General features: G+C 39.9%; 27 protein-coding genes and 3 pseudogenes. 1 reads left to right on the top strand and 29 read right to left on the bottom strand.

Annotated elements, in window-relative coordinates; genetic code table 11:
- Window positions 1-3: 3 nt before the first annotated feature.
- The 20 genes and pseudogenes from G7Y42_RS02910 to pfkB all read right to left on the bottom strand — a co-directional run bounded on the left by G7Y42_RS02910 (window position 4) and on the right by pfkB (window position 15,855).
- A complete protein-coding gene (locus tag G7Y42_RS02910) occupies window positions 4-1,266 on the bottom strand; it encodes a lipase (protein WP_165003482.1) in 1,263 nt (420 codons plus the stop codon).
- Window positions 1,263-1,658: a hypothetical protein gene (locus G7Y42_RS02905; RefSeq protein ID WP_165003484.1), complete on the bottom strand. Its 396-nt coding sequence runs from the start codon at window positions 1,656-1,658 to the stop codon at window positions 1,263-1,265. Before G7Y42_RS02905 ends, G7Y42_RS02910 begins: the two co-directional genes overlap by 4 nt.
- 42 nt (window positions 1,659-1,700) lie before the next feature.
- A pseudogene (locus G7Y42_RS14955) lies at window positions 1,701-1,961 on the bottom strand (hypothetical protein).
- Window positions 1,961-2,356 (bottom strand): hypothetical protein, encoded by a 396-nt coding sequence (locus G7Y42_RS02900; RefSeq protein WP_165003486.1) that lies wholly within the window; start codon window positions 2,354-2,356, stop codon window positions 1,961-1,963. Before G7Y42_RS02900 ends, G7Y42_RS14955 begins: the two are co-directional and overlap by 1 nt.
- Window positions 2,341-2,661, bottom strand: a complete 321-nt coding sequence (locus G7Y42_RS02895; protein ID WP_165003488.1) for a hypothetical protein — start codon at window positions 2,659-2,661, stop codon at window positions 2,341-2,343. Before G7Y42_RS02895 ends, G7Y42_RS02900 begins: the two co-directional genes overlap by 16 nt.
- Window positions 2,658-3,055, bottom strand: a pseudogene (locus tag G7Y42_RS02890) (hypothetical protein). The gene G7Y42_RS02895 and the pseudogene G7Y42_RS02890 overlap by 4 nt, the downstream one beginning before the upstream one ends.
- The gene (locus G7Y42_RS02885) at window positions 3,040-3,360 is read right to left on the bottom strand and encodes a hypothetical protein (protein WP_165003490.1); all 321 of its coding nucleotides are present in this window, start codon (window positions 3,358-3,360) and stop codon (window positions 3,040-3,042) included. Before G7Y42_RS02885 ends, G7Y42_RS02890 begins: the two are co-directional and overlap by 16 nt.
- Window positions 3,357-3,752, bottom strand: coding sequence for a hypothetical protein (locus tag G7Y42_RS02880; protein ID WP_165003492.1), 396 nt, complete (start codon window positions 3,750-3,752; stop codon window positions 3,357-3,359). Before G7Y42_RS02880 ends, G7Y42_RS02885 begins: the two co-directional genes overlap by 4 nt.
- 346 nt (window positions 3,753-4,098) lie before the next feature.
- Window positions 4,099-4,502, bottom strand: a pseudogene (locus tag G7Y42_RS02875) (PTS fructose transporter subunit IIA).
- Between the two features lie 15 nt (window positions 4,503-4,517).
- Window positions 4,518-5,327 carry a PTS system mannose/fructose/sorbose family transporter subunit IID gene (locus G7Y42_RS02870; RefSeq protein ID WP_165003495.1) on the bottom strand — a complete coding sequence of 270 codons (810 nt, stop codon included), beginning with the start codon at window positions 5,325-5,327 and terminating at the stop codon, window positions 4,518-4,520.
- Window positions 5,314-6,204, bottom strand: coding sequence for a PTS sugar transporter subunit IIC (locus G7Y42_RS02865; RefSeq protein WP_165003497.1), 891 nt, complete (start codon window positions 6,202-6,204; stop codon window positions 5,314-5,316). The genes G7Y42_RS02870 and G7Y42_RS02865 overlap by 14 nt, the downstream gene beginning before the upstream one ends.
- 12 nt (window positions 6,205-6,216) lie before the next feature.
- Window positions 6,217-6,696: a PTS sugar transporter subunit IIB gene (locus tag G7Y42_RS02860; protein ID WP_165003499.1), complete on the bottom strand. Its 480-nt coding sequence runs from the start codon at window positions 6,694-6,696 to the stop codon at window positions 6,217-6,219.
- Entirely contained in the window at window positions 6,678-8,468 is a 1,791-nt protein-coding gene (locus G7Y42_RS02855; protein WP_165003501.1) for a beta-galactosidase family protein, read from the bottom strand. The genes G7Y42_RS02860 and G7Y42_RS02855 overlap by 19 nt, the downstream gene beginning before the upstream one ends.
- Before the next feature lie 210 nt (window positions 8,469-8,678).
- Window positions 8,679-9,656 carry a tagatose-bisphosphate aldolase gene (gene lacD / locus G7Y42_RS02850; RefSeq protein ID WP_165003503.1) on the bottom strand — a complete coding sequence of 326 codons (978 nt, stop codon included), beginning with the start codon at window positions 9,654-9,656 and terminating at the stop codon, window positions 8,679-8,681.
- Window positions 9,649-10,845 (bottom strand): SIS domain-containing protein, encoded by a 1,197-nt coding sequence (locus tag G7Y42_RS02845; protein WP_165003505.1) that lies wholly within the window; start codon window positions 10,843-10,845, stop codon window positions 9,649-9,651. The genes lacD (G7Y42_RS02850) and G7Y42_RS02845 overlap by 8 nt, the downstream gene beginning before the upstream one ends.
- A gap of 17 nt (window positions 10,846-10,862) precedes the next feature.
- Window positions 10,863-11,591, bottom strand: coding sequence for a GntR family transcriptional regulator (locus G7Y42_RS02840; protein WP_165003507.1), 729 nt, complete (start codon window positions 11,589-11,591; stop codon window positions 10,863-10,865).
- A gap of 442 nt (window positions 11,592-12,033) precedes the next feature.
- Window positions 12,034-13,008, bottom strand: a complete 975-nt coding sequence (gene lacD, locus G7Y42_RS02835) for a tagatose-bisphosphate aldolase (RefSeq protein ID WP_165003509.1) — start codon at window positions 13,006-13,008, stop codon at window positions 12,034-12,036.
- Window positions 13,005-13,463 (bottom strand): fructose PTS transporter subunit IIA, encoded by a 459-nt coding sequence (locus tag G7Y42_RS02830; protein WP_165003511.1) that lies wholly within the window; start codon window positions 13,461-13,463, stop codon window positions 13,005-13,007. Before G7Y42_RS02830 ends, lacD (G7Y42_RS02835) begins: the two co-directional genes overlap by 4 nt.
- The gene (locus G7Y42_RS02825; protein WP_165003513.1) at window positions 13,460-14,923 is read right to left on the bottom strand and encodes a PTS fructose transporter subunit IIBC; all 1,464 of its coding nucleotides are present in this window, start codon (window positions 14,921-14,923) and stop codon (window positions 13,460-13,462) included. The genes G7Y42_RS02830 and G7Y42_RS02825 overlap by 4 nt, the downstream gene beginning before the upstream one ends.
- Window positions 14,905-15,855, bottom strand: coding sequence for a 1-phosphofructokinase (gene pfkB, locus G7Y42_RS02820; protein WP_165003515.1), 951 nt, complete (start codon window positions 15,853-15,855; stop codon window positions 14,905-14,907). Before pfkB ends, G7Y42_RS02825 begins: the two co-directional genes overlap by 19 nt.
- 142 nt (window positions 15,856-15,997) lie before the next feature.
- Between pfkB and G7Y42_RS02815 the strand changes: the two genes are divergently transcribed.
- Window positions 15,998-16,747, top strand: a complete 750-nt coding sequence (locus G7Y42_RS02815) for a MurR/RpiR family transcriptional regulator (RefSeq protein ID WP_165003516.1) — start codon at window positions 15,998-16,000, stop codon at window positions 16,745-16,747.
- Between the two features lie 289 nt (window positions 16,748-17,036).
- Here G7Y42_RS02815 and glyS read toward each other — a convergent pair whose 3' ends face one another.
- The 9 genes from glyS to G7Y42_RS02770 all read right to left on the bottom strand — a co-directional run bounded on the left by glyS (window position 17,037) and on the right by G7Y42_RS02770 (window position 26,328).
- Complete coding sequence (gene glyS / locus G7Y42_RS02810) at window positions 17,037-19,112, bottom strand: glycine--tRNA ligase subunit beta (protein WP_165003518.1); 2,076 nt, start codon at window positions 19,110-19,112, stop codon at window positions 17,037-17,039.
- Between the two features lies 1 nt (window position 19,113).
- On the bottom strand, window positions 19,114-20,031 hold the full coding sequence (gene glyQ / locus G7Y42_RS02805; protein WP_165003520.1) for a glycine--tRNA ligase subunit alpha: 918 nt from the start codon (window positions 20,029-20,031) through the stop codon (window positions 19,114-19,116).
- Window positions 20,032-20,058: 27 nt separating this feature from the next.
- The gene (locus G7Y42_RS02800) at window positions 20,059-20,199 is read right to left on the bottom strand and encodes a hypothetical protein (RefSeq protein ID WP_165003522.1); all 141 of its coding nucleotides are present in this window, start codon (window positions 20,197-20,199) and stop codon (window positions 20,059-20,061) included.
- 215 nt (window positions 20,200-20,414) lie between these two features.
- Complete coding sequence (gene recO, locus G7Y42_RS02795; RefSeq protein ID WP_165003524.1) at window positions 20,415-21,227, bottom strand: DNA repair protein RecO; 813 nt, start codon at window positions 21,225-21,227, stop codon at window positions 20,415-20,417.
- A gap of 117 nt (window positions 21,228-21,344) precedes the next feature.
- Window positions 21,345-22,244: a GTPase Era gene (era, locus tag G7Y42_RS02790; protein ID WP_165003526.1), complete on the bottom strand. Its 900-nt coding sequence runs from the start codon at window positions 22,242-22,244 to the stop codon at window positions 21,345-21,347.
- Window positions 22,245-22,262: 18 nt separating this feature from the next.
- Complete coding sequence (locus tag G7Y42_RS02785; protein ID WP_206215431.1) at window positions 22,263-22,655, bottom strand: diacylglycerol kinase family protein; 393 nt, start codon at window positions 22,653-22,655, stop codon at window positions 22,263-22,265.
- Window positions 22,639-23,115: an rRNA maturation RNase YbeY gene (ybeY, locus tag G7Y42_RS02780; RefSeq protein ID WP_165003530.1), complete on the bottom strand. Its 477-nt coding sequence runs from the start codon at window positions 23,113-23,115 to the stop codon at window positions 22,639-22,641. The genes G7Y42_RS02785 and ybeY overlap by 17 nt, the downstream gene beginning before the upstream one ends.
- 25 nt (window positions 23,116-23,140) lie before the next feature.
- Window positions 23,141-25,333, bottom strand: coding sequence for an HDIG domain-containing metalloprotein (locus G7Y42_RS02775; protein WP_165003532.1), 2,193 nt, complete (start codon window positions 25,331-25,333; stop codon window positions 23,141-23,143).
- A gap of 23 nt (window positions 25,334-25,356) precedes the next feature.
- Window positions 25,357-26,328, bottom strand: a complete 972-nt coding sequence (locus tag G7Y42_RS02770; protein WP_165003534.1) for a PhoH family protein — start codon at window positions 26,326-26,328, stop codon at window positions 25,357-25,359.
- Between the last annotated feature and the right edge of the window lie 209 nt (window positions 26,329-26,537).

The raw sequence follows: 26,537 nt of genomic DNA, 5'->3' as shown, positions 1-26,537 counted from the left end.
TCCTTATCTTAATTGCCGGGCTAATTCCCGATCACGGTCTACGATCTCATGGATTTTTGCTTTGATTTCCTGGATCAGTCCATCAAAGGATTCACCCATCTTTTTTGCTTTATCGATCCGCAGCTGATACATTTCTTTCGGGGAATCGACTAGATTTTCTCTGGTCGCCCCAACACTTGCCAACGCTTCCATTAGTTCCTGCTCATTCAACGCAGGCGCGACATAGCGAGCACGCTTCAGCCCTTCCCGCCAGTTTTCTTCCAAGGCTTCGATCCCGTCTTGATTGATCCGGATCACTCGTTCCATGGCGCGTTTCATCGTCTGAGATAAATTTTCCGCGACCAGCAACGCTTGCGTATCCTCTAGATAGATCTTTTCATTGCTGGACAATTGCCCGCCGCTAGCAGTGAAGGTTCTCCGTAAGATTTCCAGCTCTGAGATTCCTGCCGTAAATAAGGACATCGCTTGTGCTTCTTGCTGCTTCTGGCGAGCAAGTGTATTCGCTTCATGGTCGGGAATGATCAGTTGTCCTTCCTGATCGAATGTCCAGCTGCTCAGCGAATGATAAGCGAGCGGATTTTGAAAGCCCATGTTCATGTCGACTTTGATTTCAGCGTCAGTCCCATTGCCTCCGAAGTTGCCGATAAAATCGGCACGATTCCGGTAATTGGTGAGCATTCCGGGATTTTCCTCCACCCATTCCTTTGCTTCTGGCGATAAGAGTTCGTATGGGTCCGGCCCATTGAAGCCGACATTCTTCCATTGGTTTTCGCTCGCTACGTAAAGTGCTAGAAATTCGCCTAACGAATGACCGGTAGTGGAGATCGTTGCCTGACTGTATTTCTTTTGGACTTCCTCAGCAAAGTCTGCAGCGGCATCCACTTGTCCAGCTGTTTTCAATCCAGTGACATGAAGCAGCGTATTTGCCATCCTTTTTTCAAGATCGCTAGAAAAAGGCCGATTGCCGTAAAGATTCATGACACTTCGGACGTCTGTCTCCAAATCTTTGAGATCTGCTTGGTTGGTGCCGGCAAAAGCGATGACGACTTGGGAAATATCCACTTTGCCATGAATGATTGGGGCAACGGCCATCGCCTGCATACCGTTCGAAGAAGAATTTTCTTTGGTTTTTAGGATTTGGAATTTTGTATTGCCAAAATTATAAATTCCATTTTCTTTTAAATAAGGAGCATAATTTTTATGCTTCGGATCCAATAAATAAACTATATTGCTAAGTTTATTGTAATTTTTTTCTGTTATATTCAAATTACTTCCTCCTCTTCATTCGAATATATCGCTTTAATTTTATCTTTAGTGACACCCTTCTTTTGAATTTTTTCATTCACAACCGCAAAACCACTTAATTCGGTATCATTTTTGATGAAACCATAATCAAAAGTTACAGATTTTCCTTCAATATTAGTCAATATCACAACAGTATGATAAAAACCTGTTATATTATTATATTCTGTACGTTCGACCTTCACTTCTTTGATATCCGCAAAGGTGTTTTTCAGAACTTTGACTGACTGCTTCTCTACTGCGAGTAAATCCTGCTGTTTTTGCGCTTCTCTTTTGTCCATGTAGACTTTCCCTCCGATTCCTAATATGGCGATTAACAAAATGGTTAAGCTGAGTTTCCTTATTTTCCGGGGCAAGGACATGCCTCCTTTCTTTTTATGTACATATGGATGTCTTCATTATTTAAGTACGCAAAAGTTTGTAAGAATTTTTTTATTTTTGAAATTCTTATTCTCCACCTTACCATGGACGATCGGGGCAACAGCCATCGCCTGCATGCCGTTCGAAGAAGAATTTTCTTTGATTTTTAGGATTTTATACATAGTACTGTTAATTTGAAAACTTAAATTTTCTTGCATTTCAGGTGCATCATCTCTATGTTTAGGATCTAGTCAATAAACAGCATCACTTAATTCACTATATTGTTTGTCAGTAATCATTAAATACTTTCCTCATTTCCATTAGAGTAAGTTACTTTAACTTTATTGAGCGTATTTCCTTCTTTTTGTTTTTTTTCATCAACTATTCCGTAACTTCCTATCTCATTTTTTTCTTTCCAAAAACTATAAGAAAAATAAATCGATTGTTCTTGTTTATTAGTCATTAGAATAACTATTCGATATGATCCCGTTATTTCATTTCGAGCAGATTTTTCAATCTTCACTTCCTTGATATCCGCAAAGGTATTTTTCAGAACTTTGACTGACTGCTTCTCTACTGCGAGTAAATCTTGTTGTTTTTGCTCTTCTCTTTTGTCCATATAGACTTTCCCTCCGATTCCTAATATGGCGATTAACGAAATGGTTAAGCTGAGTTTTCTTATTTTTTGGGGCAAGGACACGCCTCCTTTCTTTTTATGTACATATGGATGTCTTCATTATTTAAGTACGCAAAAGTTTGCAGGAATTTTTTTGTTTTGAAATTCTTATTATCCACTTTGCCATGAACGATCGGGGCAACAGCCATCGCCTGCATGCCGTTCGAAGAAGAATTTTCTTTGATTTTTAGGATTTGGAAGTCTATTCCTCCAAAGTTTTTAATAGCGCCTTCTTTATAGCTTTTATTGTATTGCGGGTGTTTGGGATCCAGCCAATAGACTTTTTCACTAATATCATTATATTGTTTATCAGTAATTGTCATATTATGTCCTCCCTACCATTCGAATAAGTGACTTTCACTTTAATAGTCGTATTTCCTCTTTCTTTTGTACTTCTCTGTTCTCTACGCTGTAACCACCAAGCTCATTTCTTTCCTTCCAAAAACTATAATCAAAATAAACAGAGTTTCCTTTTGTATTAGTCATTGTCACAAGTGCACCATAACTTCCGGTTATGTCATTTTTTTCAAATTGTTCGACCTTCACTTCCTTGATATCCGCAAAGGTATTTTTCAGAACTTTGACTGACTGCTTCTCTACTGCGAGTAAATCTTGTTGTTTTTGCGCTTCTCTTTTGTCCATATAGACTTTCCCTCCGATCCCTAAAGTGATTATCATCAAAATAGCTAAGCTGAGTTTCCTTATTTTCCGGGGCAAGGACATGCCTCCTTTCTTTTTATGTACATATGGATGTCTTCATTATTTAAGTACGCAAAAGTTTGCAAGAATTTTTTATTTTTGAAATTCTTATTCTCCACCTTGCCATGGATAATCGGGGCAACAGCCATCGCCTGCATACCGTTCGAAGAAGAATTTTCTTTGATTTTTAGGATTTGGAAGTCTATTCCTCCAAAGTTTTTAATAGCGCCTTCTTTATAGCTTTTATTGTATTGCGGGTGCTTTGGATCTACCCAGTATACTTTATTACTTATTCCTTTATACTGCTTATCAGTAATAGTCATAATTCTTCCTCACTTCCATTTGTATAGATAACTATAATCTCATCAACCGTAATCCCTTCTTTTTGGACTTCTTCATTTTCTACGCCATAGCCATCTATCTCATTGCTTTCTCTTGTAAAGCTATAATCAAAATAAACGGATTCTCCTTCTGCGTTGGTCATCGTTATTAATGCTTCATAGATTCCGGTCATGTTGTTTTTTTCAAATTGTTCGACCTTCACTTCCTTGATATCCGCAAGGGTATTTTTCAGAACTTTGACTGACTGCTTTTCTACTGCGAGTAAATCCTGCTGTTTTTGTGTTTCTCTTTTGTCCATATAGACTTTCCCTCCGATCCCTAAAGTGATTATCATCAAAATAGCTAAGCTGAGTTTCCTTATTTTCTGGGGCAAGGACATGCCTCCTTTCTTTTTATATACGGACACTTTCATTATTTAAGTACGCGAAAATTCGCAGGAATTTTTTTGTTTTTGAAATTTTTTCAAACCTTACACATCAAATGTTTCTTTCGTTCTTCTCATAAAAAAACAGAATATTACGCGTACATCATAAACTATTTTTTGTCTCTGTGATCAAAATGTAGCATTTACGAACATGCTGTGTCGTATACGACACGTTATTTTTCTTTATCGCATCTGATCATCTTGAGATGAAGAACAGCATAAAAATACCGACTAGATTTCTCCAGTCGGTATTCAATCTGATTATTGGTTCGAGCTAAAGTTTCACTCTTTTTGATTATTCTTCTTCATCTTCTGCTACTTCATTGATCAACTCGTTGACAGAAACAATGCTTTCACGCCCTGCACGAATAAAATCCGGCTCTGAATGGATCATTTGTGAATTAATAAATTCAATGACCATTGGGAGGTTCATGCCCGCGTAAAGCTCGATCATTTTCCCTTCCATTATAAGCTTAGAGATGATATTTGCAGGCGTACCGCCTAAAAGATCGCATAATACCACAAAATCGTTCAGCGGATTTGTGACAGAAAGAAAAATTTGTTTATATGTTTCAGCTCCAACTTCTGGCAATAAAGGGATCGTATAGATATTTTCTTGTGGTCCCATGATCATTTCGGTACTTTTTTCAATTCTTCACAAAACTTCCCATGACTGATCAAAACCAATTGTCTATGCATCTCTTATGTTCTCCTTTATTTCGAAATTACACCTAATGCAGAGAAAGTGACACAAACAATGAGTACGATAAAAATAGCTCGAGTAGGTGTCATATTCTTTTTGCCTAGCATCCAATAAACGCCACCCACGATTCCAGCTGGCAAAAGCTTAGGTAAAATCATATCGATATAGTTTTGCATGTTCAATGTCACATCACCAATCGTAGGCGCCCATGAGAATTTGACGTTGATCATTGTTGCGACCAGTGCGCCTACCATGAAAACTCCTAACAAAGTAGCTGCATCTGTCAATGCGGTCAAACGTGATTGCATCGTGGTCACTAAAGAGATCCCTTCTTTGTAAGCGAATTGGAGTTGTTTCCAACGAAAGACCATAACAACGATCTGAGCAATGATCCAGATAAATACACCTACTGGATTTCCATCAGTTGCCATATTCGCCGCTAAAGCGCCAAAAATCGTTGGAATTAAAGCAGCGAATACAGAGTCCCCGATTGCGGCAAAAGATCCCATCAATCCCGCTTTTATCCCTGATACTGTTTCTTTAGAATCAATCCCTTCTTTTTCTTCAATCGCAAGGTCGATTCCAGTAATGATCGTATTAAAGAAATTTGAAGTATTAAAAAATTGTGTATGCGTTTTCATCATTTCTTTTAATTCTGGAGTATCATCCCCATAGATTTTTCTCAATTGCGGTAAAATGGTATATAAGTAGCCGGATCCTTGCATTCTTTCATAGTTCCAACCTAATTGAAACGTGAACAAGCTCCTTCGATTGATTTGCTTAAAATCTTCTTTTGTTAGTTGATAATTAGATTTCGTCATCTTCAATTTCCCCCTCAACAGAGTGTGATTGCTGACTGGCTATGGAATGATGATCATTATTTTGATCATTCTTGTAACTGATTGTCGCTAGTGCTAGGCCGATTGCTGCTACAGCAAGCATCGGTAGTGAGTTAAATGTGGCAGGAAAATCTTTAACGACACTTGCGACACTTGTTCCTAACAGTTGAACATTTGAGAACAGCGTTGCTAATAATGCCGTAAGCGTAAATCCTAAAATGAGGTATGAAAGATGTTTTTTTACTGGCAGATATCGGAGAAGAATCGCAAAACCAACAGCTGGTAAAACAGCCCCTGCTACCGACAAGCCATCCCCTAACCATTTCAAGTCCCCATTTAAAACAGAGACGACATTTTCGACTATTCCCCCACCAAATGCTAAGGCTAAAAATACTGGGATCATACGAGAGAGTGACCAAGGTAATGCGCCCATCAAAAAGTTTCGTTCAATTGCTCGATAATTCATCGCTTCTACATGACGATCAATACGATGCGCAAAGTAGGTGTTAGCAAATCGAGCTAAAATATCTAATTGGATCATCAAACTTGCTACAGGAACTGCAATTGCTGCAATCGCTTGTTCTGGGTTCATCCCAAGAGAAATTGAGAAAGCCGTCGCTAATATCGTCCCAGAGTTTGCATCTATTTTTGAAGCACCTCCAAATGTCCCTACTCCTAAAACAGTCAATTGCATACTGCCACCAATGATCAAGCCTGCTTTTAAATCCCCCATCACTAAACCTGCATATAGTCCCGCAAACACCGGTGCGCTCATCGAAGAATAGATCTGTAATTCATCTAAAATCTGGTAACCTGCATATAATGTTAATAATAAGATCTGCCACCATTGAATATCCATGGATTATTCCTCCTATTTGATTAAAAGATTCATAAAGTCTTCCGCCTTATCGTTTGGTACCATTTGAGCAGTCAAATGAATACCGAGTTGATTTAATTTTTTGAATACTTCGACATCTGCATCTATTACATTGATCGATTTAGTGATGGAACGAGTTTCATTCGTTTGCGACATGTTTCCTACATTTACTTCCTTGATAGGAACTCCTTTTTCTACTAAAGCTAGAATCCGATCTGGTTTTTTCACTACGATCAATACACGCTGCGAGTCATATTTACCAGCTAAAATATTCGTTGCTGCTTTTTCAATTGGCAGGATGCTTAGTTTTACCCCCGATGGAGTGGCTAACTTCAACCCGCTTTTTTCAATACTATTCAAAGCTACTTCATCATCGACGACCATGATTCGGCTAATATTCAACTTTGTTGTCCAAAGATTCGCTACCTGTCCATGTATCAAACGTCCATCGATTCTTACTCCAATAATTGCCATCCCTCATTCTCCTTTACTATTGGTTGTTTGACAAAGTCTATAACTTCATCAACTATTCCTTCCGTCTCAAAGATAACGATTTCATTTTTGCCATTCCTTAGTAGCCCTTCAGGAATGAATAGGGATAGAACTGGTCCTACGTTCCAAAAACGACCGATATTCCTCCCATTGACCAAGACGATCCCTTTACCGAAATGACTCAGATCTAGATAGGTGTCCCCCGTTTCAGCCAACTCCACTTCAAAACGATAAAAAGCTGGCTGATCCGGTTCCCATTTTTTTGAGAAATCAATCTTTAGTTCATTATCGAATGCCAAACAATAATGGGTCCATTGTGTGAGAAAATGCAGATCACCCATTACACCCGTACGTATACCTTTTCTTTGTGTATCAGCTAAAAGTTTATGACCATAGTTGACTCTTCCCATATTCTCAAACAGCAGATCAAGTTGCTGCTCATCTTGATCAAGAGTAAGACGGATCTCTTCTCCGATTTCTGTTTGATATTGGACTGCTTCTTTCGCACCATCTAAGTAAACATGTACTCGATCCCTACCGTCGATGATTCGTAATTTTTCATTTTCTGCATCTCTTTTGATCTTCGTTCGATAAAGCAAATAACCTGTATTTTGACCAAGTTCCTCCATTGTTTGCGGGTAAGTCGTATGGATTGGTTCACTGATGGTGTCTAATGTTGCAAAAAGACTGACTTTTTCTTTCAGCTTGACTTCCTTTTTCTCAATAGTTTCTTTTATCCAAGGCTCCATTTGCTTTATTTTTGGAAAATTCTCTGCGATCATTTTTTGAAGTGCAAAATATTTTTTCGTTGGATTTCCTTGTTCATTGAGTGGCGCATCATAATCATAAGAAGTGATTTGCGGAAAATCAATGACTCCTCTAGCTGAACAGCCATTCATAAAACCAAAATTCGTTCCTCCGTGAAACATGTACAAATTGATGCTTCCGATCATCAAAACTTCTCTGACCGCTTCTGCTAATTCCTCAGGATCTCTTTTGATAATCGGCTCTTTCCACCTATTAAACCAGCCATCCCAAAACTCCATGCACATCAATGGCCATTTTTTTTCGTGTTCTTTAAAAAAACTCGTCATATCAGCAAAATTTTCTTTTGCATTTGAACCAAAATTGCCAGTAGTGAAAACATCATCCTCTATCAAACTTCCTGCTCTCAGCGCTGCTTGCCAAGGACCATCAGAAGTGAATAACGGAACATCGATCCCTCCTTCTTCTAAATATTTTTTTACTTGTCGCAAGTACTCTTTCTCTTCGCCGTAAGAGCCATACTCATTTTCTACTTGAACCATTAAGACGTTTCCGTTATTTGTAACTAAATGAGGAATGATTTTAGGTAATAGCGCTTGGTAATATCTTTTGACATACATCATGAAGCGAGGATCAGCGGAACGAATACGACAGTTTTTTGCTAATAACCAAGCTGGTAAACCACCAAATTCCCATTCCGCACAAATGTAAGGAGAAGGCCGTACAATTGCGTATAACCCAAGAGACTGAGCTAATTCTAAAAAACGGGATAAATCTAACCAATCCGCAAAGTCAAAGTGTTCTTCTACTTTTTCGTGTAGATTCCAAGGGACATAGGTTTCTACAGTATTGAATCCAAGTGCTTTCAAATTATATAAGGAGCGTTCCCAATTTGTTGGGTGTATTCGAAAATAATGGATTGAACCAGATAAAATTTTAAACGGCTGTCCATCCAATAAAAACTCTTCTTTTATTTCAAAGTTGGTCAAGCAACCTTCCTCCTCACCACGGAAAACGTTTTCTTTTTCATTCAAACTATTTCTTTGATTTAAACAGGTTCATCCCTCAAGTGATTTCCGTAGGATCCACCTAACTAGTCTGTATTTATCGCACATTCGTCATGCTATAAGCTGTCGCAAAGATAACTGTAACAGTACTGTCGATGGAAGTTTCCAAATCGTTTGTTTTATCTTCACTGCTTATTTTTTCACCTTATCGAACCATGGGGAGGCAGTTTTGTTTATTACTTTATTCAAAGATTCAATGTTTTGTCTTCCTTGTGTCCTCAACCAGTGGATAGCTCCCACTTTTCCATTTTCGATATATGCTTTGACACCATCTTTCCATGTCGCCCGTCCACACAATACACCATTGAATGTCGAACCTGATTCATGAGCGAAAAGCAGGGTTTGCTGAAATAATTCTGTTGAAACGCCTGCACTCAAGAAAATGAACGGTAACGGTGTCACGTCACTTTGCTCCTTAAAAAAGGCGGCAGCCTCTTCTTTGCTGTGAATAAATCCGCCTGTGGAATAGCCTTCCACATAGTTCATATTGACAGGTACTTCCACTTTCAATACATCGATTTTATATTTAGGATGAGCGAATTCCTTCATCATCTCAATGACTTTATGAGGTTTGACTTTGGCATATTCTGGAGAAGAACTATCGCTTATCTGTGCGTCATAAGAAACTAATTCCAAATAGAAGGGGCGATTCTCTCCTTCACACTCACTACCTAAACGTTCGATGAACACATGTTTCAAATGATTGATTTCGGGCGATTCATCAACATCGTAGTAAAGCAAAAATTTTACTGCATCCGCTTGCTGCTCTTTTAATCTGAGAGAAGACCAATCCGCTAATAGATCAGGTAGTCGACCAAGCGCAGTTGCGTCATAGCCGGTTTTCTCATAAGCGAACAATAACCCCGTCTCTTTTGCTCTGACTTTTGCTGCTGGTAAACCATACTCCGGATCCAATAAAATAGCAGAAGCGTAAGGTGTCAGCTCAGCTGATACTAGTTCTTTGAATTCACTGATTTGTTCTTTTGTTGGTTCTTGACCTAATGCCTTGATCATTTTTTTCAAAGCACCGCGTTGATCAATTGCTAATGCGCTGATCACACCCTCTTTCGTCGATAACCTTCTCATAGCTGTGATTTTTTCTTCATTCATCTGTCATTTCTCCTTCATTGTCATATCCATGGATGATGACACCTTTGACTACTCGATTGACCGTTCCTGTTGGAGATGGATCATCTGGTGTATTTGCTACTTTGATTGAAGTATAAAGTGCAATAATTTGGGCAGTCATGACCATCGGTAACGCAAGATATGCATCAGGTAATTTGCTGATCGAATCATCTAATAGGACAGTAGTTCCTGAAAAATCGATATTCCCTAGTTGTGCAATCGCAATCACATTTGCAGCAACTCCATCTTCCTTTATCTCTTCTAAAATATCTAAGTCATATTTTCTTGTATATGGCCGGTTGTTCACAAAACCAATCACAAGCGTCCCGCTATTTAAAAAAGATTTTGGCCCATGACGAAATCCCATCGAAGAATCAAAAATCGTGGCAACTTTTCCAGCAGTCAATTCCAAAACTTTCAATTGTGCTTCTCTAGTTGCACCAGCCAAACTTCCTGAACCAAGATAAGCGATTCGCTCAAAAGAGTCGGGTAATAATTGTTGAATTTCTAAATCTCTCGAAAGAAGGTCTTGACCGTTTTTCACCAATTGTTCGAGATATTTTGCTTTTTCCTCCAACGCTGTTTGGTCAAAGATCCATAAAGCACTCAATAACATACACGTAAAACTTCCTGTCATAGCAAAACCTGCATCATTTGCTCTTTCTGGCATCAATAACAGATAGTTCTGTTTATCGTCCTGTGCATTTTTTGCCAACATACCATCTTCAGCACAAGTAATCGTTAAATGAAATATCGTTTTAACCTGTTCATTTGCTATCTGCACAGCTGCTACACTTTCTGGACTATTGCCACTGCGAGCAAATGAAACTAATAAAGTCGGTTCGTTTGGAAACAAAAATTCTTTTGGTGAGGCTACGATATCTGTCGTGCCGAAGCTGTGGAAGATAAAAAACTCATTGTCTCCATGTTCATTTAGATATGGTACGAGCGTATCCCCAATATATTGGGACGTCCCTGCTCCTGTAAAAATGACACGGATTCTTTTTCCGTTTGCTTCTTTTTTTATTTGATCAAAAAAGAAAAACAGATCCTCTTGCTCTTGAGTCAATCGATCAATTGTTTCTTTCCATAGATCTGGTTGTTGTTTTATTTCCTGTGTCGTGATTGCTGCACCTATTTTTTGTAATTTGTTCTTCGATAGCTCAAACATGTTGTTCTCCCTCACAGTCATTTTCGGATATGTCGAATTTTATAATGAAACTGGTCAGCTCTTGCTACACTGTCCGTATATTCGATAATCTCATTTTTCACATTATAGGTTAATCTCGTCAGATGTAAGACGGGAGCACCATCAGCGATCCGTAGTACAACAGCATCTTTTTTTTGCACGATACTTGCATAAAACTCTTCATCAGCTAATTGAACTTGCTGTTCATAATCCTGTGAAAACACATCATACAATGGTTTACTTTCAAGTAACGGCAAATCAAGTCCCATAAATAGCTTCGCCGGTAGATAAGAACGCTCAACCATCAATGGCTCTTCATCTGCTAATCGCAGCCTTTTAAGTTTAAATACAGTTTCGCCTAAATGGATGTTCAAATTCTTAGCAATTCTCTTATTAGCTTCCATTTGTCTAAATTCTAATATGGACGTCTTGGGAACGCGTCCTATTTCGCGCATTTCATCCGTAAAGCTATATGCTCCAGCTAAGTTCGACGACTTATCAGATAAATCAGAGACATAGGTACCTTTTCCATGTCTTCGATAAATATAACCTTGATTTTCCAATTCCTGTAAAGCCAGACGTACGGTTGTACGACTCACTCCATAGTGTTGACAAAGTTCTCTTTCAGATAACAGCTTATCATGAGGAGTCATCTGTGTTTCGATATGATCCTTCAATAAATCAACTAGTTGATAATATAATGATTTTCCTTTATTTGAGCTCTCCATAGAAATTACCTCTTCTTTACTGGTTATAACCACAATACAAGAATAGTGAATTATCAAGCATTTGTCAAAGGTTTTTTAGACAAAAAAAGCTATTATAACAACGATTCAAGGCTATATAGTTTTAATAGACAAAGATACCTTAAAAATACCAGTTACCAATAAAAGAACATAAAAAAAGACGAACCACATAAGCGATCCGTCAAAATGTATTAACTTATTGAACAGCGTCATTTACATTGATCCCTGTGATATTCCTACAGTTATCGTTTTATTTCTTCCAATTTTCATTTACAACAACCAAAAACAGCTTATTACCGACATATGTTATCAATAATTTTAGATAACTTTTATGGTTTGATACTCTTTTTCTATAAAATTTAACAAACATTTTTTTAAATAACTATTTATTTTTTTGGATCATTATCTCAGACAAGCCTTTTTCTTACTTCTTAGCATAAATAGATGTCGCTGTTTCGTCTAATAGTGTACTTAATTCTTTTATATTTCGTTTTCCCTGTTCTAACATCCAAATACTCGCTTCTTTTTCGCCTTCGGTAACAAATGGTACTACTCCCTTAGCCCACGTTGCTCGTCCGCATAAGACACCATTGAACGTCGAACCTGACTGTTTTGCAAAACGCAACGTATCTTGAAATAGTGTAGCGCTGACTCCTGCACTTAAAAAAATAAATGGTAGTTCAGTCACTTTCGATTGTTCATAGAAATATGCGGATGCTTCTGCTTGACTATAACAAGTCTCTTGCCCATACCCTTCCACGAATTTCATGTTCACTGGCACTTCTACTTTCAATACGTCCACTTGATAACGTTCTTTTGAAAATTCTCGCATAGCTTCAATGACTTTATGCGGTTTTACTTTTGCATAGTCAAGAGAAGATGGATCGTCAATAGTTGCATCATAAGAAAGGATCTCTAAAAAGAAAGGTATGCCTTCTGCTTCGCATTCTGAACCGATCCGTTCTATAAATATTTGTTTTTGCTCATTGATCGCTACTGGCTCATCAACGTCATAGTACAATAAAAATTTACAAGCATCCGCACCAGCTTCTTTCAACCTTTTCACAGACCAAATGTTCAGTAAATCTGGTAGTCGGCCCGGCATCAACGCATCATAACCGGTTTTTTCATAAGCTAGTAGCAAGCCACATTCTTCATCTCGAAGCTCTGCTGCAGGCAGGCCATATTCTGGATCGAGTAAAATAGCGGAAGCATATGGGGACAGGTACTGAGAAACCATCCGTTTAAATTGGATGATATCTTCTGATGTCGCTTCTTTATATTGGTCGATCATTTTCTTCAACGCACCACGCTGGTCAATTGCTAACGCGCTGATAATTCCAGCTCCGTCCGTCAATCGGTTCAAACGTTCCTTTTTTTCTATGCTCATTTTCTTCATATATCTTCACCTATTTCTTTAGTTAATATCGTGGCTATTTCTGTTTTTGACTTTGTTGCTCTCAACTGCTCTGTAACCTCTTTTCGCATCAACGATCGTGCAACGAGAGACAATAATTTCAAATGAGTCTTTCCTGCTTCTGAATCTGGTATAAATAACGCAAAAATAAAATCAATCGGCTCTCTATCTAAACTGTCCCATTCGATCCCTTTGCTCAGTGTGATGATGATCAAACTAGGTTCGTTGATTGCTTGAGACTTCGCATGAGGAATAGCAAAACCTGACATCATTCCTGTAGTACCTTCTTTTTCTCTTTCTAGAAGTTTTCGAAATACTTCTTTTTCGTCATGAGCAATTCCTAAACAAAATGTTTGCTTTGCTAAAAACTTAAATACTTCTTCTTGATTATCCAATGACTGTTGTAAAAAAATGTTCTCTTCATGGATGATTGTCATGATAAGCCTCCTACATTTCCTTCTTCGATGACTGTACGATTTACTGCTTCGTTATCCATCTTCTTTTCTTTATCATTCACTCTTTTCTTTTGGATCAAACCTAATATCACTCCACCAACGATCGACCCAATAAGAATCGCTGTGATCCATTGGATTTTTCCCGTCACTACAGGTAATACTAAAAAACCGCCATGTGGGGCTGGTACTTGGACGCCAAACAAATAAGTCAAGACAGCAGCGATTGATGAGCCTAACATCATCGTTGGTAATACCCGGATCGGATCTTTCGCAGCAAACGGAATAGCTCCTTCAGTAATATGCGTTGATCCTAGGATAAAATTAACCAAACCTGCATTACGCTCATTGGTATCAAAATATTGACCAAACAATAAGGTGGCAAAACCAGTAATCAACGGTGGTGCAATGCACGCTGCTGACACACCAGCCATGAAAGTCGTGTTCCCTTGTGCCAAAAGAGCTGTTCCTGTTACATATGCCGCCTTATTAATCGGTCCTCCCATATCAAACGCACACATACAGCCAACAATCACGCCGATAACAAGTGGATTCGAATGTTCAAATCCGGCTAAGAAGCTCATCATTCCTTCATTTATAGCCTTCATTGGACCTGCTAACAAAGACATCACGATGCCAATAAACGCTACACCGATAACTGGGTATAAGAAGATTGCCTTCAAGCCATCTAGTTGCTTTGGTAGAATTGCCAGTAGCTTTTGTAAAAATAAGACAAAGTAACCAGCTAAGAACCCAGCTAAAATGCCTCCTAAAAATCCAGTACCGCCATTCATGGCTACGAATCCACCAACAAATCCAACTACTAATCCTGGACGTTTCGCGATCCCTTCTGCAATATATGCTGCTAGAACTGGAACCATCATCCCCATTGCTGTATCGCCAATCGCTTTTAACATCGCCGCTGTAGCATTGTATTGTGCATGGTCTGGATCAAAAGAATAGATTCCCCAAACCGCAAATGAAATAGCAATCAATACTCCGCCAGCTACCACGAAAGGCAACATATGAGAGACACCATTCATCAAATTTTTATAGATGCTACGACCAAATTTAGCTCCACTCATCACTTCTGGTTCTAAAGTATCAACAGCTTCATTATCAGCTAAGATAGCACCTTTTCCTGCCAATGCTTCGTCAATCAGCCGTTGTGCATCCTTGATCCCTGTACTGACAGAAACATCAATGACTCGTTTTCCCGCAAATCTCTCTGGATGGACATCTTTGTCTGCGGCAATAATGACGGCATCTGCCTGTTTGATTTCTTCAGCCGTTAATTCATTCTCGATCCCAACTTGTCCATGGGTCTCCACCTTGATCGTGATGCCTTTTTTCTTGGCTGCTTGCTCTAATGCCTCTTGTGCCATGTAGGTGTGCGCGATTCCTGTCGGACAACCTGTTGCTGCAATTAGTTGATATTTTCCCATCTTTCGAACCTCTCTTCCTTGATTTTGATTTGTCTACTTAATTCCTCAACATCCAAAAAATCAGTCAGTCCTTTACGAAAAGCAGTTGAGCTTCCTGCTGCTATGCTTTTACGTAACGTTTCATCAAGCGGCCGTCGATTCATGTATCCTGCTAAAAAAGTGCCTAACATTGTATCACCTGCACATGCTGTATTGATGACTTTTCCTTTTGGCGAGTTTCCCCGAATCACCCTGTCTTTCGTAAAAAGAATTGCTCCTTTCTCACCTAGGGATAATAAAACATTTTCTGCACCTGACTCTACCAATCGTTGTCCATAAGTAAAATAATCTTCATCTGTAACCATTTCTCGTCCGAACCAAGAAGAAAGTTCTTCCTCATTCGGTTTCAGCAAAAACGGTCGATAGGGTAAACAATCCATGACTTCTTGATCACTACTATCAATAACCAAATGGATCTTGCATTCCTGACAGATCCGACTGATTTCCACTAAAATATTCGGTGTCATCCCTCTTGGTAAACTCCCAGAAACACAAAGATAATCTTCTGCTTCTAATGCTCTTATTTGATTTAAAAAGTTATGGATTGCTGCTGCTGGTATCTCAAGTCCTTGATTCACTAATTTGTATTCTTCTCCTGTTTGATTGACTTGCGTAAATACATTGATACGCGTCATACCAGGCACTTCAATAAAATCTGTTTTGATTTGTTTCTGCTGTAAATAGTCTTCTATATATTTCCCTGTGAAACCAGCAGAAAAACCTAATGCCGTATTTGGGATATCTAGCATCTTTAATACGAGTGACACATTCACCCCTTTTCCATTTGCCTGAATGTCGTCATCCTTTGTGCGGTTTACCATAAAAGGATGCATCTCGTCTGTTTCAATAAATAGATCAATTGCCAAATTCATCGTGCATGTGTAGATAGACATAACCAATGACCTCCTTGACTCTATTATGAAATACGCAAAAGAGAAAATGTTTTCTTAATCGCCCCACTACAAAGAAAACCTTTACATTCATGAACTCGTCGTGCTATTTTTTAACTAACTTTTGGTGAAAGAAGGCAAGAATATGGATCACAAATTAAGTGAAACGGAACAGTACCTCTGGAACTTTATCGAACACCACATCCTAGAGATCCCTAACTACTCCATCGTGAAACTAAGTGAACAAGCAAATGTCTCGACAGCCACCATCGTGCGGACAATGAAAAAGAAAGGATACGAAGGATTTACTTCGTTTAAGCACCATCTAAAAGAAGGAGAAAACAAGAACATCAATTTTTCTTTCTTAGATAAAGTAGACAAAGGTATCCGCCGAGCCATTCTAAAAAATGAACAAGAAGTGATACGTACGATCAATATGCTGGAAATCGGGAACATCGAGGATGCAATACAAAGAATCAAATTCGCTGATCGGGTTTTTGTCTTTGCACGAGGGTTTTCAGAAATGATCGGGCAAGAAATGTTGGTAAAACTTCAATTAACAGGGAAAAATTGTCAAATGCATACTGATCCAGAAATCATCAAAAACATCAGTCGGAAACTAACTAAAAAAGACAGCGTCATTTTCGTTTCTTTGAATGGCGAGACAAAAGAACTGGTCACCGCCGCAAAGAATTGCTATGATGCAGAGATCGGTTCGATTCTAGTTACAGCCACTCATTCCTCTACACTCAAAGATTATTGCGAGATAAATCTCGTAGGTTTCAAATCAGAAGGTTCTTATTTTCCTGATTATGAAGTACGTTCACGTTTGCCTCTCCAGATCATCGCGAGAATCCTGCTCGATGCCTATGTATTGCGTATGGGGGAGAATTGAAAGTAGATTTGATAAAAAAATATGCCACAATGATAAATACTATTGATAGTTAAAATTTCTATTTCCTCTATTCCTAAAATCAGAAGACTAGTTAAATTTAACTACAATTAAGAAACAGAAGAATTTTTGATTCTTTCATTGGATATAAAAAAAAACACCAAAGCTAGTAAATCTCACTAGCTTTAATGTTTATAACGAAATTGTCCGATCTTTTTTGATATAGAATCAAAATATCATATTTTGTGTACGCTCTCTGGTTCATTTATTTTTTTACGGATAATAATAGAAACTACTTCGTAATAATCTGATCCAAGCTGGCTAATGACAGGGCCATTACTGCAATTTGGCTTAATTGCGCTAAACGGTTTTTACGGATTGCTGGATCTTCGACCATGACCATTGTCTGGTCGAAATAGTTTTCGATCAAAGGACGAAGAGCGACTAGCTGATCATAGTTTTCGTGGATCGTTTGATCAGCGAAGGTTGCTTTCATCCTTTCGACTGCCTGATGCAGTTCTTTTTCAGCATCGTTCTCGAATAGTGAAGGATCAACCGCTGCTTGTTTTTCAAGTTCTGCTTTTTTCGCTAAGTTCACGACACGAGTCAAAGCTTCCATCGATGGTTTGAAGTCTTCATCTGCAAGATGTTGCTTGAATAATTGAGCGGCTGCAAAGACTTTCGTCAAATCTTTCTGCTCTGCGTTCAAAACGGCATCGATGACATCATGACGGATGTTTTTTGTCGATAATAATTGACGCAAACGTCCTTTGATGAAAGTGCTGACTTCTTGCTGACCTTCTGACAATTCAATACCGAAACGCTCGATATCTTCACTGATTGCTGTGCTGACTGCTTCTTGTAAAGCTGTTAGCGGGAATGTCCATTGTTTTGATTCGATGATCCGAACGATACCATATGCTTGACGACGCAATGCGTATGGGTCGTTTGAACCGCTTGGGATCATTCCGACAGCAAAGAAAGAAAAGATACTGTCTAATTTATCTGCGATAGCTAAAACAGAACCGATCGATGATTCTGGTAATTCGCCTTCACTGGATACAGGCATGTAGTGTTCGCGGATTGCTGCTGCTACGGCTGGTTTTTCGCCTTTCAGCAGAGCATATTTTTCGCCCATGATGCCTTGCAGTTCAGGGAATTCCCCGACCATATTGGTCACCAGATCAAATTTGTAGATTTCTGCTGCTCGCTGCAGGTCTGTCAGCTCTTCTTCTGTTAGACCGACTTCTTCTCCTATGATATGTGCAATGACTTGGACACGTTGCATTTTTTCGTAGATGCTACCGATCTTTTCATGGAATGTCACAGATTTTAGTTTCTCGACATACTGTTCGATCGTTGCTTTCTTATCTTCATTATAGAAGAATTCAGCATCTTCCAGTCGGGCTGTCAATACTTTCTGATTACCACGGATCACATTATCCAATTTCACACGATTCCCGTTTCGAGCAGAAATAAAGTATGGCAGTAACATACCTCGATCATTTCGTACTTCGAAATAACGCTGATGTTCTTTCATCGAAGTCACTAGTACTTCTTCTGGTACTGACAGATATTTGTCTTCGAATTCACCAGCAAATACAGTCGGATATTCAACTAGATTATTGACTTCTTCGAGCAAGTCTGGGTCCAAGTCAATGATCCAGTGATTTTTTTCTGCAAGTTCTTTTGCCTGTTCCACGATCATTTCTTGACGTTTTTTTGGAGAAGCGATGACGAATTGTTCATTCAATTTTTCTTCATATTCTTTTGCATGGGTAAATGTCACGTCTTCACCTAAGAAACGGTGACCTCGTGAGGCTCTGCCTGTTTTGACATCCAAGATCTCAAACGGGATCACTTCATCATCTAGCAAAGCCACGATCCAGTGAATCGGACGGATATACTCAAAATCAAACTCTGCCCAGTGCATTGTTACCGGGAAAGTCAAACTTTTGATGACGTCTGCTAGTCCTGTGAGAACTTCTTTTGCTTCTTTGCCGTGGGTATATTTCGTTACATAGACATATTCTACACCTTTTAATTCTCTAAAAGTGATCGCATCTGTCGTCAATCCTTGTCCGCGAACGAATCCTTCTGCTGCTTTTGTCCAGTTACCATCTGCGTCCAAAGCGATTTTTTTAGCTGGCCCTTTGATTTCTTCTTCACTGTCTGCCTGACGTTCTGGAATATTCGTCACTTTGATTGCTAATCGGCGTGGTGTGGAAAAAGTTTCGATCGTATCGTACGTCAACTGATGTTCATCTAAGAATTTTGCTGTTTTTTCTTCCAGTTGTTTCATACTTGGCGTTACGACATGTGCCGGCATTTCTTCCAAACCGATTTCCAGTAATAAATCTTTTGCCATCTTATTCAGCCTCCTTGACAGTTTCAGCATCCGCTGTGGTTTTGTTCAATAATGGGAATCCTAGTTTTTCTCGTTCTGCTACAAAGATTTTTGCTACAGCACGTGCCATGTTCCGGATACGTGAAAGATAGCCTGCACGTTCAGTGACAGAAACAGCTCCCCGAGCATCCAGTAAATTGAAGGTATGGCTGCATTTCAAGATATAATCATATGCTGGATGAACGAGGTTCTCATCGATACAGCGTTTCGCTTCTTTTTCGAAACGATCAAAATTGCTTAACAATAGTTCCTGATCGCTTACTTCAAATGAATATTTTGAATGTTCATATTCAGGCTGTTTGAAAATTTCGCCGTATTTCACGCCAGCAGACCATTCCAGATCATATACGCTTTCTACTTCTTGGATATAAGAAGCAAGACGTTCTAATCCATAGGTGATCTCAGAAGTCACTGGTTTACAAGGCAGTCCACCTACTTGTTGGAAGTAGGTGAATTGAGTGATCTCCATACCATCTAGCCAGACTTCCCAACCGACACCGGCACAGCCCATAGAAGGATTTTCCCAGTTATCTTCTACGAAACGGATATCATGTTCTAAAGGATCGATCCCTAAAAGACGTAAGCTTTCAAGATACAATTCTTGGATATTCTCAGGTGATGGTTTCATCACGACTTGGAATTGATGATGCTGATATAATCGGTTCGGATTTTCTCCGTAACGTCCGTCTGCGGGTCTGCGGGAAGGTTCTACATAGGCTGCATTCCATGGTTCTGGTCCGATAGCACGTAGAAATGTGTACGGACTCATCGTGCCTGCCCCTTTTTCTGTATCGTATGCTTGCATCAGCATACAGCCGTTTGACGACCAAAATTTTTGCAAAGTCAAAATCATTTCTTGAACGGTTAATTTTTTACTCATCTTTTCTGCCCCTTTCATTTATAAACCTCACGGATAAAACAACAAAAAATCCCTATGTCTGATGACAGACATAGGGACGAATAATTCGCGGTTCCACCCTACTTCCGGATTCGATCCGGCAGCTTCGTTTGCTGTACTCGCAAGTGCCACTTCAAAAATCGCCAGCATTCGGCTCACACTCTCCCGAATTCGCTAAAGCTACGTGTTTTTTACTGATCTTGGTCAACGTACCTATTGATCACTTATTGATTCTATCACCAAAACAGCTTATCCACAAGTTGTTGGTACACTAAGTGAGGTTTTGATTTTCTACGGTCAATGATAGCTGAAAACCTGCTTGATTGTCAAATCATTTTTCATTTTTTCTTTTGGCTTTCAGACCGTCATTCTTTTTTATCGTTTCCTTCTTCATTCTTTTCGGTCTTTTCTGGTGTTTTTAGGACATGCTCCCATGATTTCATCTGATCGATAAATTTTTTGCTTTTCAGATGGATTCCCACATACTCGTCATACAACTGATCGATCAACTGCCTGATCCCTTGTTTCGTTTCTTCTTTCAAGTTGATCCCGCTGATTTTGTCATAGGAAATCGCCGAGAACATCCGAACAAAATATACGGAGCGAGGATCAGCGTGATAACGATGATGATCCATCTCCCAATGTCTCTCACAAAGAACACCGCCATATTTGGAGGAATAGTCAAATTTCCCTCCGGTTTCTCCGCAGACCACGCAATGTGTCCAAATCGGTGCGATCCCAAAACGCTGCAAGATCTGCACTTCAAAGATATTCGTGATGATTTCGGCATCGTCGCCTTGGTCCATACGTTGCAGAGCATGTTCGGTGAACTGGAAAAGATGGGGATCATACTGCCGGTCTTCGATAGCTGCATCGACCAGATTTAGCAAATAAGTACCATAGCCGCTTAAAAAAATATCTTCTTGTATTTTCCGAAATGCGTGCACATCTTTTACGCTGGTCAGAAAAGACAAGCCTTCGTTTTGAAATCGACCAATATAAACAGCTTCCGTAAAAGGGAGAAGAGCGGGAGCCAAGGGCTGGTTCTGCCGATTGATCCCTTTTATATAAAACATCATTTTTCCAGAAGACTCCGTGAATATTTTTACTAATTTATCTTTTTCTTTATAATTACGGCTTGATAAAATCAAACCTTTCGATTCTGCAAGCTGGCTCACTTTTCTCCCTCCTAAAAAACAAATCTGGAAAAGCAGGTTCCCTGCAGATCCAGATTACGTATTTGCAAACATTCAGCTACTTGAGTTCATTTCGTTCATACATTCAGTCCAAATTCCTTAATACTCGTCTTTTCGATAACCGAAGTCTTGCAGATAAACTTTCTTATCACGCCAATCTTTCTGGACTTTCACCCAAAGCTCAAGATACACCTTGTCGCCTAATAGATTTTCGATGTCTTTTCGTGCTTTGGTTCCGATTTGCTTCAGCATCTTGCCGCCTTTGCCGATGATGATTCCTTTTTGACTATCCCGTTCAACGATGATCGTGGCTTGCACTTGGATTTTGTCATTCTCGTTTCGTTTCATCGAGTCAACGACGACAGCAACAGAATGCGGAACTTCATCTCTTGTCAAGACTAATACCTTTTCGCGGATCAGCTCAGAGACGATAAAATATTCGGGATGATCTGTTACCTGATCATCTGGAAAATACTGCGGGCCTTCTGGCATTTCACTAACTAGAATATCCATCAATCGTTCGACATTGTTTCCTTCTGTCGCAGAAATCGGCACGACTTGTGCGAACGGCATTTGCGCAGAATAGTCTTCGATGATCGCTAAAAGCTCATCTGGATGGATCTTATCGATTTTATTGATGACGAGATAGACAGGCGAGTGAACATTTTTCAAGCGTTCGATGATGAAATCATCGCCCCGTCCTCGCTTTTGATCGGCGCTGATCATGAACAGTACAGCATCCACTTCTTTCAATGCACTGTAGGCTGCTTCCACCATAAAATCGCCCAGCCGATGTTTCGGTTTATGGATCCCAGGAGTGTCGATGAAAATCAGCTGTGCTTCTGGCGTTGTGTAGACACCTTGGATTTTGTTTCTCGTAGTTTGGGCTTTGTCACTCATGATCGCGATTTTTTGACCCACGATTCTGTTGAGCAAAGTTGATTTCCCTACATTAGGACGACCAACGATCGCTACAAAACCTGATTTATGTTCTGGCATATTTTTTCTCCTTCTTGATTAAAAAAACAATTGATATATTTTAGGGACAAATAAAATCAGTCCCACGATCACTGCAAAGCAAGCTGTCAACAGGACAGCTCCTGCAGCCATGTCTTTGATTTTCTTGCCGATTGGATGGAAATGGCAATCGGTGAACATATCCACGACATTCTCAAACACTGTATTCATGATCTCGACGATCCAGACTAAAAAAACAGCTAAGAAGAGCCAGAGCCACTCCATCCGGTCCAATCGGAATACGAGACCCATGAGTAAAGCAAGGACACCGAACACGACATGTTTTTTCATGTTCCGTTCTTCATCGAACACTGTTTTGACACCTTGGATCGCAAATTCGACGGACATCATAAAATGTTTGTTTTTTTCGACATTCTTATCTTTTAAGTCCATAAGCATCCAAGATCTCTTTCTGAAGTCCAAACATCTCTTTTTCATCCTCAGGTGTCATGTGGTCATATCCATTGATGTGCAAGAAACCATGCACTGCTAAAAAGCCCAGTTCCCGATCATAGGAATGACCATACGCTTCTGCTTGCTCTGCCGCACGTTCGATCGAGATCATGATATCCCCAAGCACACGCGGCATCGGATTCGTTCCATCTTCAAAAATAACAGGTATTTCGTCTTCTCCTTCTTCTTCCAGGGCAAAGCTGATTACATCTGTCGGTGCATCTTTTCCACGATAATCACGATTGATCACTCGGATGGCTTCATTGTCCATGAAAGTCACTGACATCTCTGTTTCTTCCGGTAATCCCAGATGATCTGCTGCAAATTGCAGCAAATCATCGATTTCTTGCATTTTTTCTTCTGATACTTTATTCGTTTCGTCCATAAATGTGATATCCATTAGTCATCGCTTCTTTCTTTTCTTGCTATTGTGCTTGTTCTTCTTTTAATTTCTCAGCTTCTGTCTTCATCTTAGGATATTTGATCCTTGAATGGAAGGTACTGCTCAAGCCGCTGATCAATGATTTTTCTACTTTACGGATTTCTTTCAACGTCAGCCCGCTGTCATCCAATTGGCCATCAGAGATCCGTTCTTCGATTAAATTGTGAACGAAACTTTCGATTTTTTCTCCAGTCGGATGATCCATTGCCCGTACGGCCGCTTCACAGCTGTCCGCGATATTGACGATTCCTGCTTCGCGTGTCTGCGGTTTTGGCCCAGGATAACGGAATTGCGATTCTGTTACTTCAGGATTTCTTTCTTTTGCTTTGATATAGAAGTAGCGCATCAAGGTCGTACCGTGATGCTGTCGACAAATATCGATCACCATTTGCGGCATGTTATATTCTTCTAAGATTTTTGCGCCATCCGTCACATGCCCAAAGATAATCTGTTTACTGTCTTCCGGCAAAAGAAAATTATGAGGATTCTCCGCTCCGGAAGGCAAGTTCTCAACAAAGAAGCTAGCATGTTTGATTTTGCCGATATCGTGATAATAGCAGGCAACTCGCGTGAGCAACGAGCGTCCTCCGATCTCTGCGACAGCATTCGCACTAAGATTTGCCACCATCATACTGTGATGGTAAGTCCCAGGAGCTTCTTCTAAAAGCTGTTTCAATAATGGATGGTTGGGATTACTCAATTCATTCAATACGATCACACTGTCATCATTGACCATCAATTCGATATACGGATGCAGCCCCATCGTTAGCAAGAACGACAGCAAAGCTCCGGTAAATCCGCAAACGAGTGTCAGCCAAGTGGTGCCATCACTGAAGCTCATCCCTTGATAAACGATCAAAATAACGTCCATCAGCAGCGGGAAAACGACGACCCACATCACAGCGGACAATCCTTGTTCTGAGACCCGTTGACGCTTCAAGATCGTTGCTAGCAGTCCGGAGAACAAGTAAGACATCAAGATCACTGTCAAGAAGTTGGTTCCGATCGAATCATAAAAAATGAACAAGGCAGATACGCCTTGGAATAAGGCCGCCATGATGCCTGCACGTCGATTCAAGAAAAAGTTCAACACAAGCGGGGCAAAAGCTGCCGGATAAAACAGCGGGATGTATGCCGCTTGTTCCGTTTGGAATAATTGGAAAAACTTCATGAGAATAATACTGATTGACATGGCTGTGACGTAGAACAAGACATATTCTGTTCGTTTTCCCGCGCCTTGAAACTGTAGTGAATTATAGACCAGCACGACAATTTGAAGCAATACGGCCATGATCATCGCTACTAGTGGAAAAATCGAAGTAGTCTGATTGGTCAAACCGAGCAGTTCCAGTTTTTTCATCGCTGCTGCATCGATCTGATTTCCTTCCCGTACGATGATCTCTCCTTGGAAGATCATGACAGGCTGAACTGCTTCTCTGGCAGACTGTCTCAGTTCTTCCGTTTTCTTTTCGTTCAGTACGTCATTGACAACGATCCCCTGATCCACCAGATAATGGATCACCTGCTGTTGCTGTGCGGACACATCCAAATACTGGATCTGGTCCTCTGCTTCTTGCTTGAAAGCTTCCAGCTCGCTTTCTCGTACTTGTTTATTCATCTGCTCATCGATCAACTTCAGACTTTCATCACGAACGGTCGCGATCTCATCAGCGGTCAATTCGAAGATCGTGGAATAAAAATTATTAGGAAGCTTCTGATAAAATGCAACATTTTCTGCATTGATATTTTCAAAGTTCTTCTTCAATGCCGCAATCCGCTCATCGGTTGTCGGCTTTGGGATATTCTCGTCTTCTTTTGCTTTGTCGACTTTATCTTTATACGCCTTATCGATCGATTCATTCGTTTTGCTGATCAGATCGAAAAGCTGCTTGATCCGATTGTTTTGTTCATCGACCAAGTCTTTCTGGTACGTATATTCAGGTGTGACTGCTTCTGCTGCCAGTTTTCTTTTTTGCTCTGTTTCTTCCGTATTCTCAATCGTTTTATTGGCACGGATACTTTCTTCTGCTACTTGTCCTTCTCTGAAATCACTGGCTTTTTGTTTGACACTACTAAATGTAACGCCGCAGACCACAATAAAAAACAAGAAGAGCAAGAAAGGCAGCGCTGCCTTCCCCAGTTTCTTCTGTAAATGCTGCAGTGTTTTGTTCAACATGTGCTTATCCTCCTAAGCAAAGCTTATTCTTGATGAAGATCTGCTTTTTCATAAGCTTTGATAATCTCAGCTACGACTGGATGCCGAACGACGTCACTTGCTTCAAAGTTGACAAAATCGATTTTTTTGATTTGCTTCAAGGTTCGTTCTGCATGAACCAGTCCGCTTATCGTTCCTCTTGGCAAGTCGATCTGGCTAGTATCACCATTTACGATCATTTTTGACTGATAGCCGAGACGTGTTAGAAACATTTTCATTTGTGCGACAGTGGTATTTTGCGCTTCGTCTAATATAACGAACGCATCATCCAGCGTACGTCCGCGCATATAAGCAAGAGGGGCGATTTCGATGACTCCTCTTTCCATCAGACGGTTCGTATGGTCCAATCCGAAGATCTGATACAATGCATCGTAAACCGGGCGCAGATACGGATCGACTTTTTCTTTCAGATCCCCTGGCAGAAATCCGAGATTCTCACCTGCTTCCACGGCTGGACGGGTCAAAATGATCTTTTGCACTTCACCTTTTTTCAATGCGGCGATCGCTAGCACAACAGCAAGGAACGTTTTCCCTGTACCTGCAGGACCTACTCCGAATACGATATCGTGTTTAGCAACAGATTCGACGTATTTTTTCTGTCCACTGTTTTTCACACGGATCGGTTTGCCATTTCTGTCTTTGACGATCTCTTCTTCGTACATTTCTACAAAATAATCCAATGTGCCTTTTTGTCCCATTTTCAATGCTGTCACAACATCAGGCGTACTGACATGGATTCCTCGCTTGATCAATTCCTGCAAGGTACGGATTACGGAGGCTGCCAGAGAAAGTTCCGGTTCAGAACCGATGATCTGGATGAACTCGCCTCTCGCGTGAATCGTTGTTTCAGTCATTTCCTCAATCAGCTTTATATGTTTATCATGTGCACCTAAAAGCATACTGACATCATCAGCAGCAGTCAATCGAATTTCTAAAGAATTAGAATCTTCTGTCAAAAATGGACATCTCCCCTCAATTCATTCTTATCTATTTTACCATATTCCGGAAAAACTATATAGCAAATAAGAAAAGAGACGATGAAAATAAAAAGCGCCACAACGATTAGCATCAAAATTCTGAGATCTCTTCGACAATAAAATATATTTTGTTTATTCGCTGACCGCTTTTTGAAGCTAGCAAGCACAAAAAAACTGCGGACAGCTTC

This window comes from Enterococcus sp. ZJ1622 (assembly GCF_011038845.1).
In the GTDB taxonomy this organism is placed as follows: domain Bacteria; phylum Bacillota; class Bacilli; order Lactobacillales; family Enterococcaceae; genus Enterococcus_B.
Note: the sequence above shows the minus strand (reverse complement) of the source record. Positions and strands in the feature narration are given on the sequence as shown.

Excerpts from the sequence above, each read along its gene's own strand:
- G7Y42_RS02895 (WP_165003488.1), bottom strand. The coding sequence starts at position 2,661 with ATGACAATTACTGATAAACAATATAATGATATTAGTGAAAAAGTCTAT.
- G7Y42_RS02885 (WP_165003490.1), bottom strand. The coding sequence starts at position 3,360 with ATGACTATTACTGATAAGCAGTATAAAGGAATAAGTAATAAAGTATAC.
- G7Y42_RS02870 (WP_165003495.1), bottom strand. The coding sequence starts at position 5,327 with ATGACGAAATCTAATTATCAACTAACAAAAGAAGATTTTAAGCAAATC.
- G7Y42_RS02865 (WP_165003497.1), bottom strand. The coding sequence starts at position 6,204 with ATGGATATTCAATGGTGGCAGATCTTATTATTAACATTATATGCAGGT.
- G7Y42_RS02860 (WP_165003499.1), bottom strand. The coding sequence starts at position 6,696 with ATGGCAATTATTGGAGTAAGAATCGATGGACGTTTGATACATGGACAG.
- lacD (WP_165003503.1), bottom strand. The coding sequence starts at position 9,656 with ATGAATGAAGAAAAAATCACAGCTATGAGAAGGTTATCGACGAAAGAG.
- G7Y42_RS02845 (WP_165003505.1), bottom strand. The coding sequence starts at position 10,845 with ATGTTTGAGCTATCGAAGAACAAATTACAAAAAATAGGTGCAGCAATC.
- G7Y42_RS02840 (WP_165003507.1), bottom strand. The coding sequence starts at position 11,591 with ATGGAGAGCTCAAATAAAGGAAAATCATTATATTATCAACTAGTTGAT.
- lacD (WP_165003509.1), bottom strand. The coding sequence starts at position 13,008 with ATGAAGAAAATGAGCATAGAAAAAAAGGAACGTTTGAACCGATTGACG.
- G7Y42_RS02830 (WP_165003511.1), bottom strand. The coding sequence starts at position 13,463 with ATGACAATCATCCATGAAGAGAACATTTTTTTACAACAGTCATTGGAT.
- G7Y42_RS02825 (WP_165003513.1), bottom strand. The coding sequence starts at position 14,923 with ATGGGAAAATATCAACTAATTGCAGCAACAGGTTGTCCGACAGGAATC.
- pfkB (WP_165003515.1), bottom strand. The coding sequence starts at position 15,855 with ATGTCTATCTACACATGCACGATGAATTTGGCAATTGATCTATTTATT.
- G7Y42_RS02815 (WP_165003516.1), top strand. The coding sequence starts at position 15,998 with ATGGATCACAAATTAAGTGAAACGGAACAGTACCTCTGGAACTTTATC.
- glyS (WP_165003518.1), bottom strand. The coding sequence starts at position 19,112 with ATGGCAAAAGATTTATTACTGGAAATCGGTTTGGAAGAAATGCCGGCA.
- glyQ (WP_165003520.1), bottom strand. The coding sequence starts at position 20,031 with ATGAGTAAAAAATTAACCGTTCAAGAAATGATTTTGACTTTGCAAAAA.
- G7Y42_RS02800 (WP_165003522.1), bottom strand. The coding sequence starts at position 20,199 with ATGCTGGCGATTTTTGAAGTGGCACTTGCGAGTACAGCAAACGAAGCT.
- era (WP_165003526.1), bottom strand. The coding sequence starts at position 22,244 with ATGCCAGAACATAAATCAGGTTTTGTAGCGATCGTTGGTCGTCCTAAT.
- G7Y42_RS02785 (WP_206215431.1), bottom strand. The coding sequence starts at position 22,655 with ATGGACTTAAAAGATAAGAATGTCGAAAAAAACAAACATTTTATGATG.
- ybeY (WP_165003530.1), bottom strand. The coding sequence starts at position 23,115 with ATGGATATCACATTTATGGACGAAACGAATAAAGTATCAGAAGAAAAA.
- G7Y42_RS02775 (WP_165003532.1), bottom strand. The coding sequence starts at position 25,333 with ATGTTGAACAAAACACTGCAGCATTTACAGAAGAAACTGGGGAAGGCA.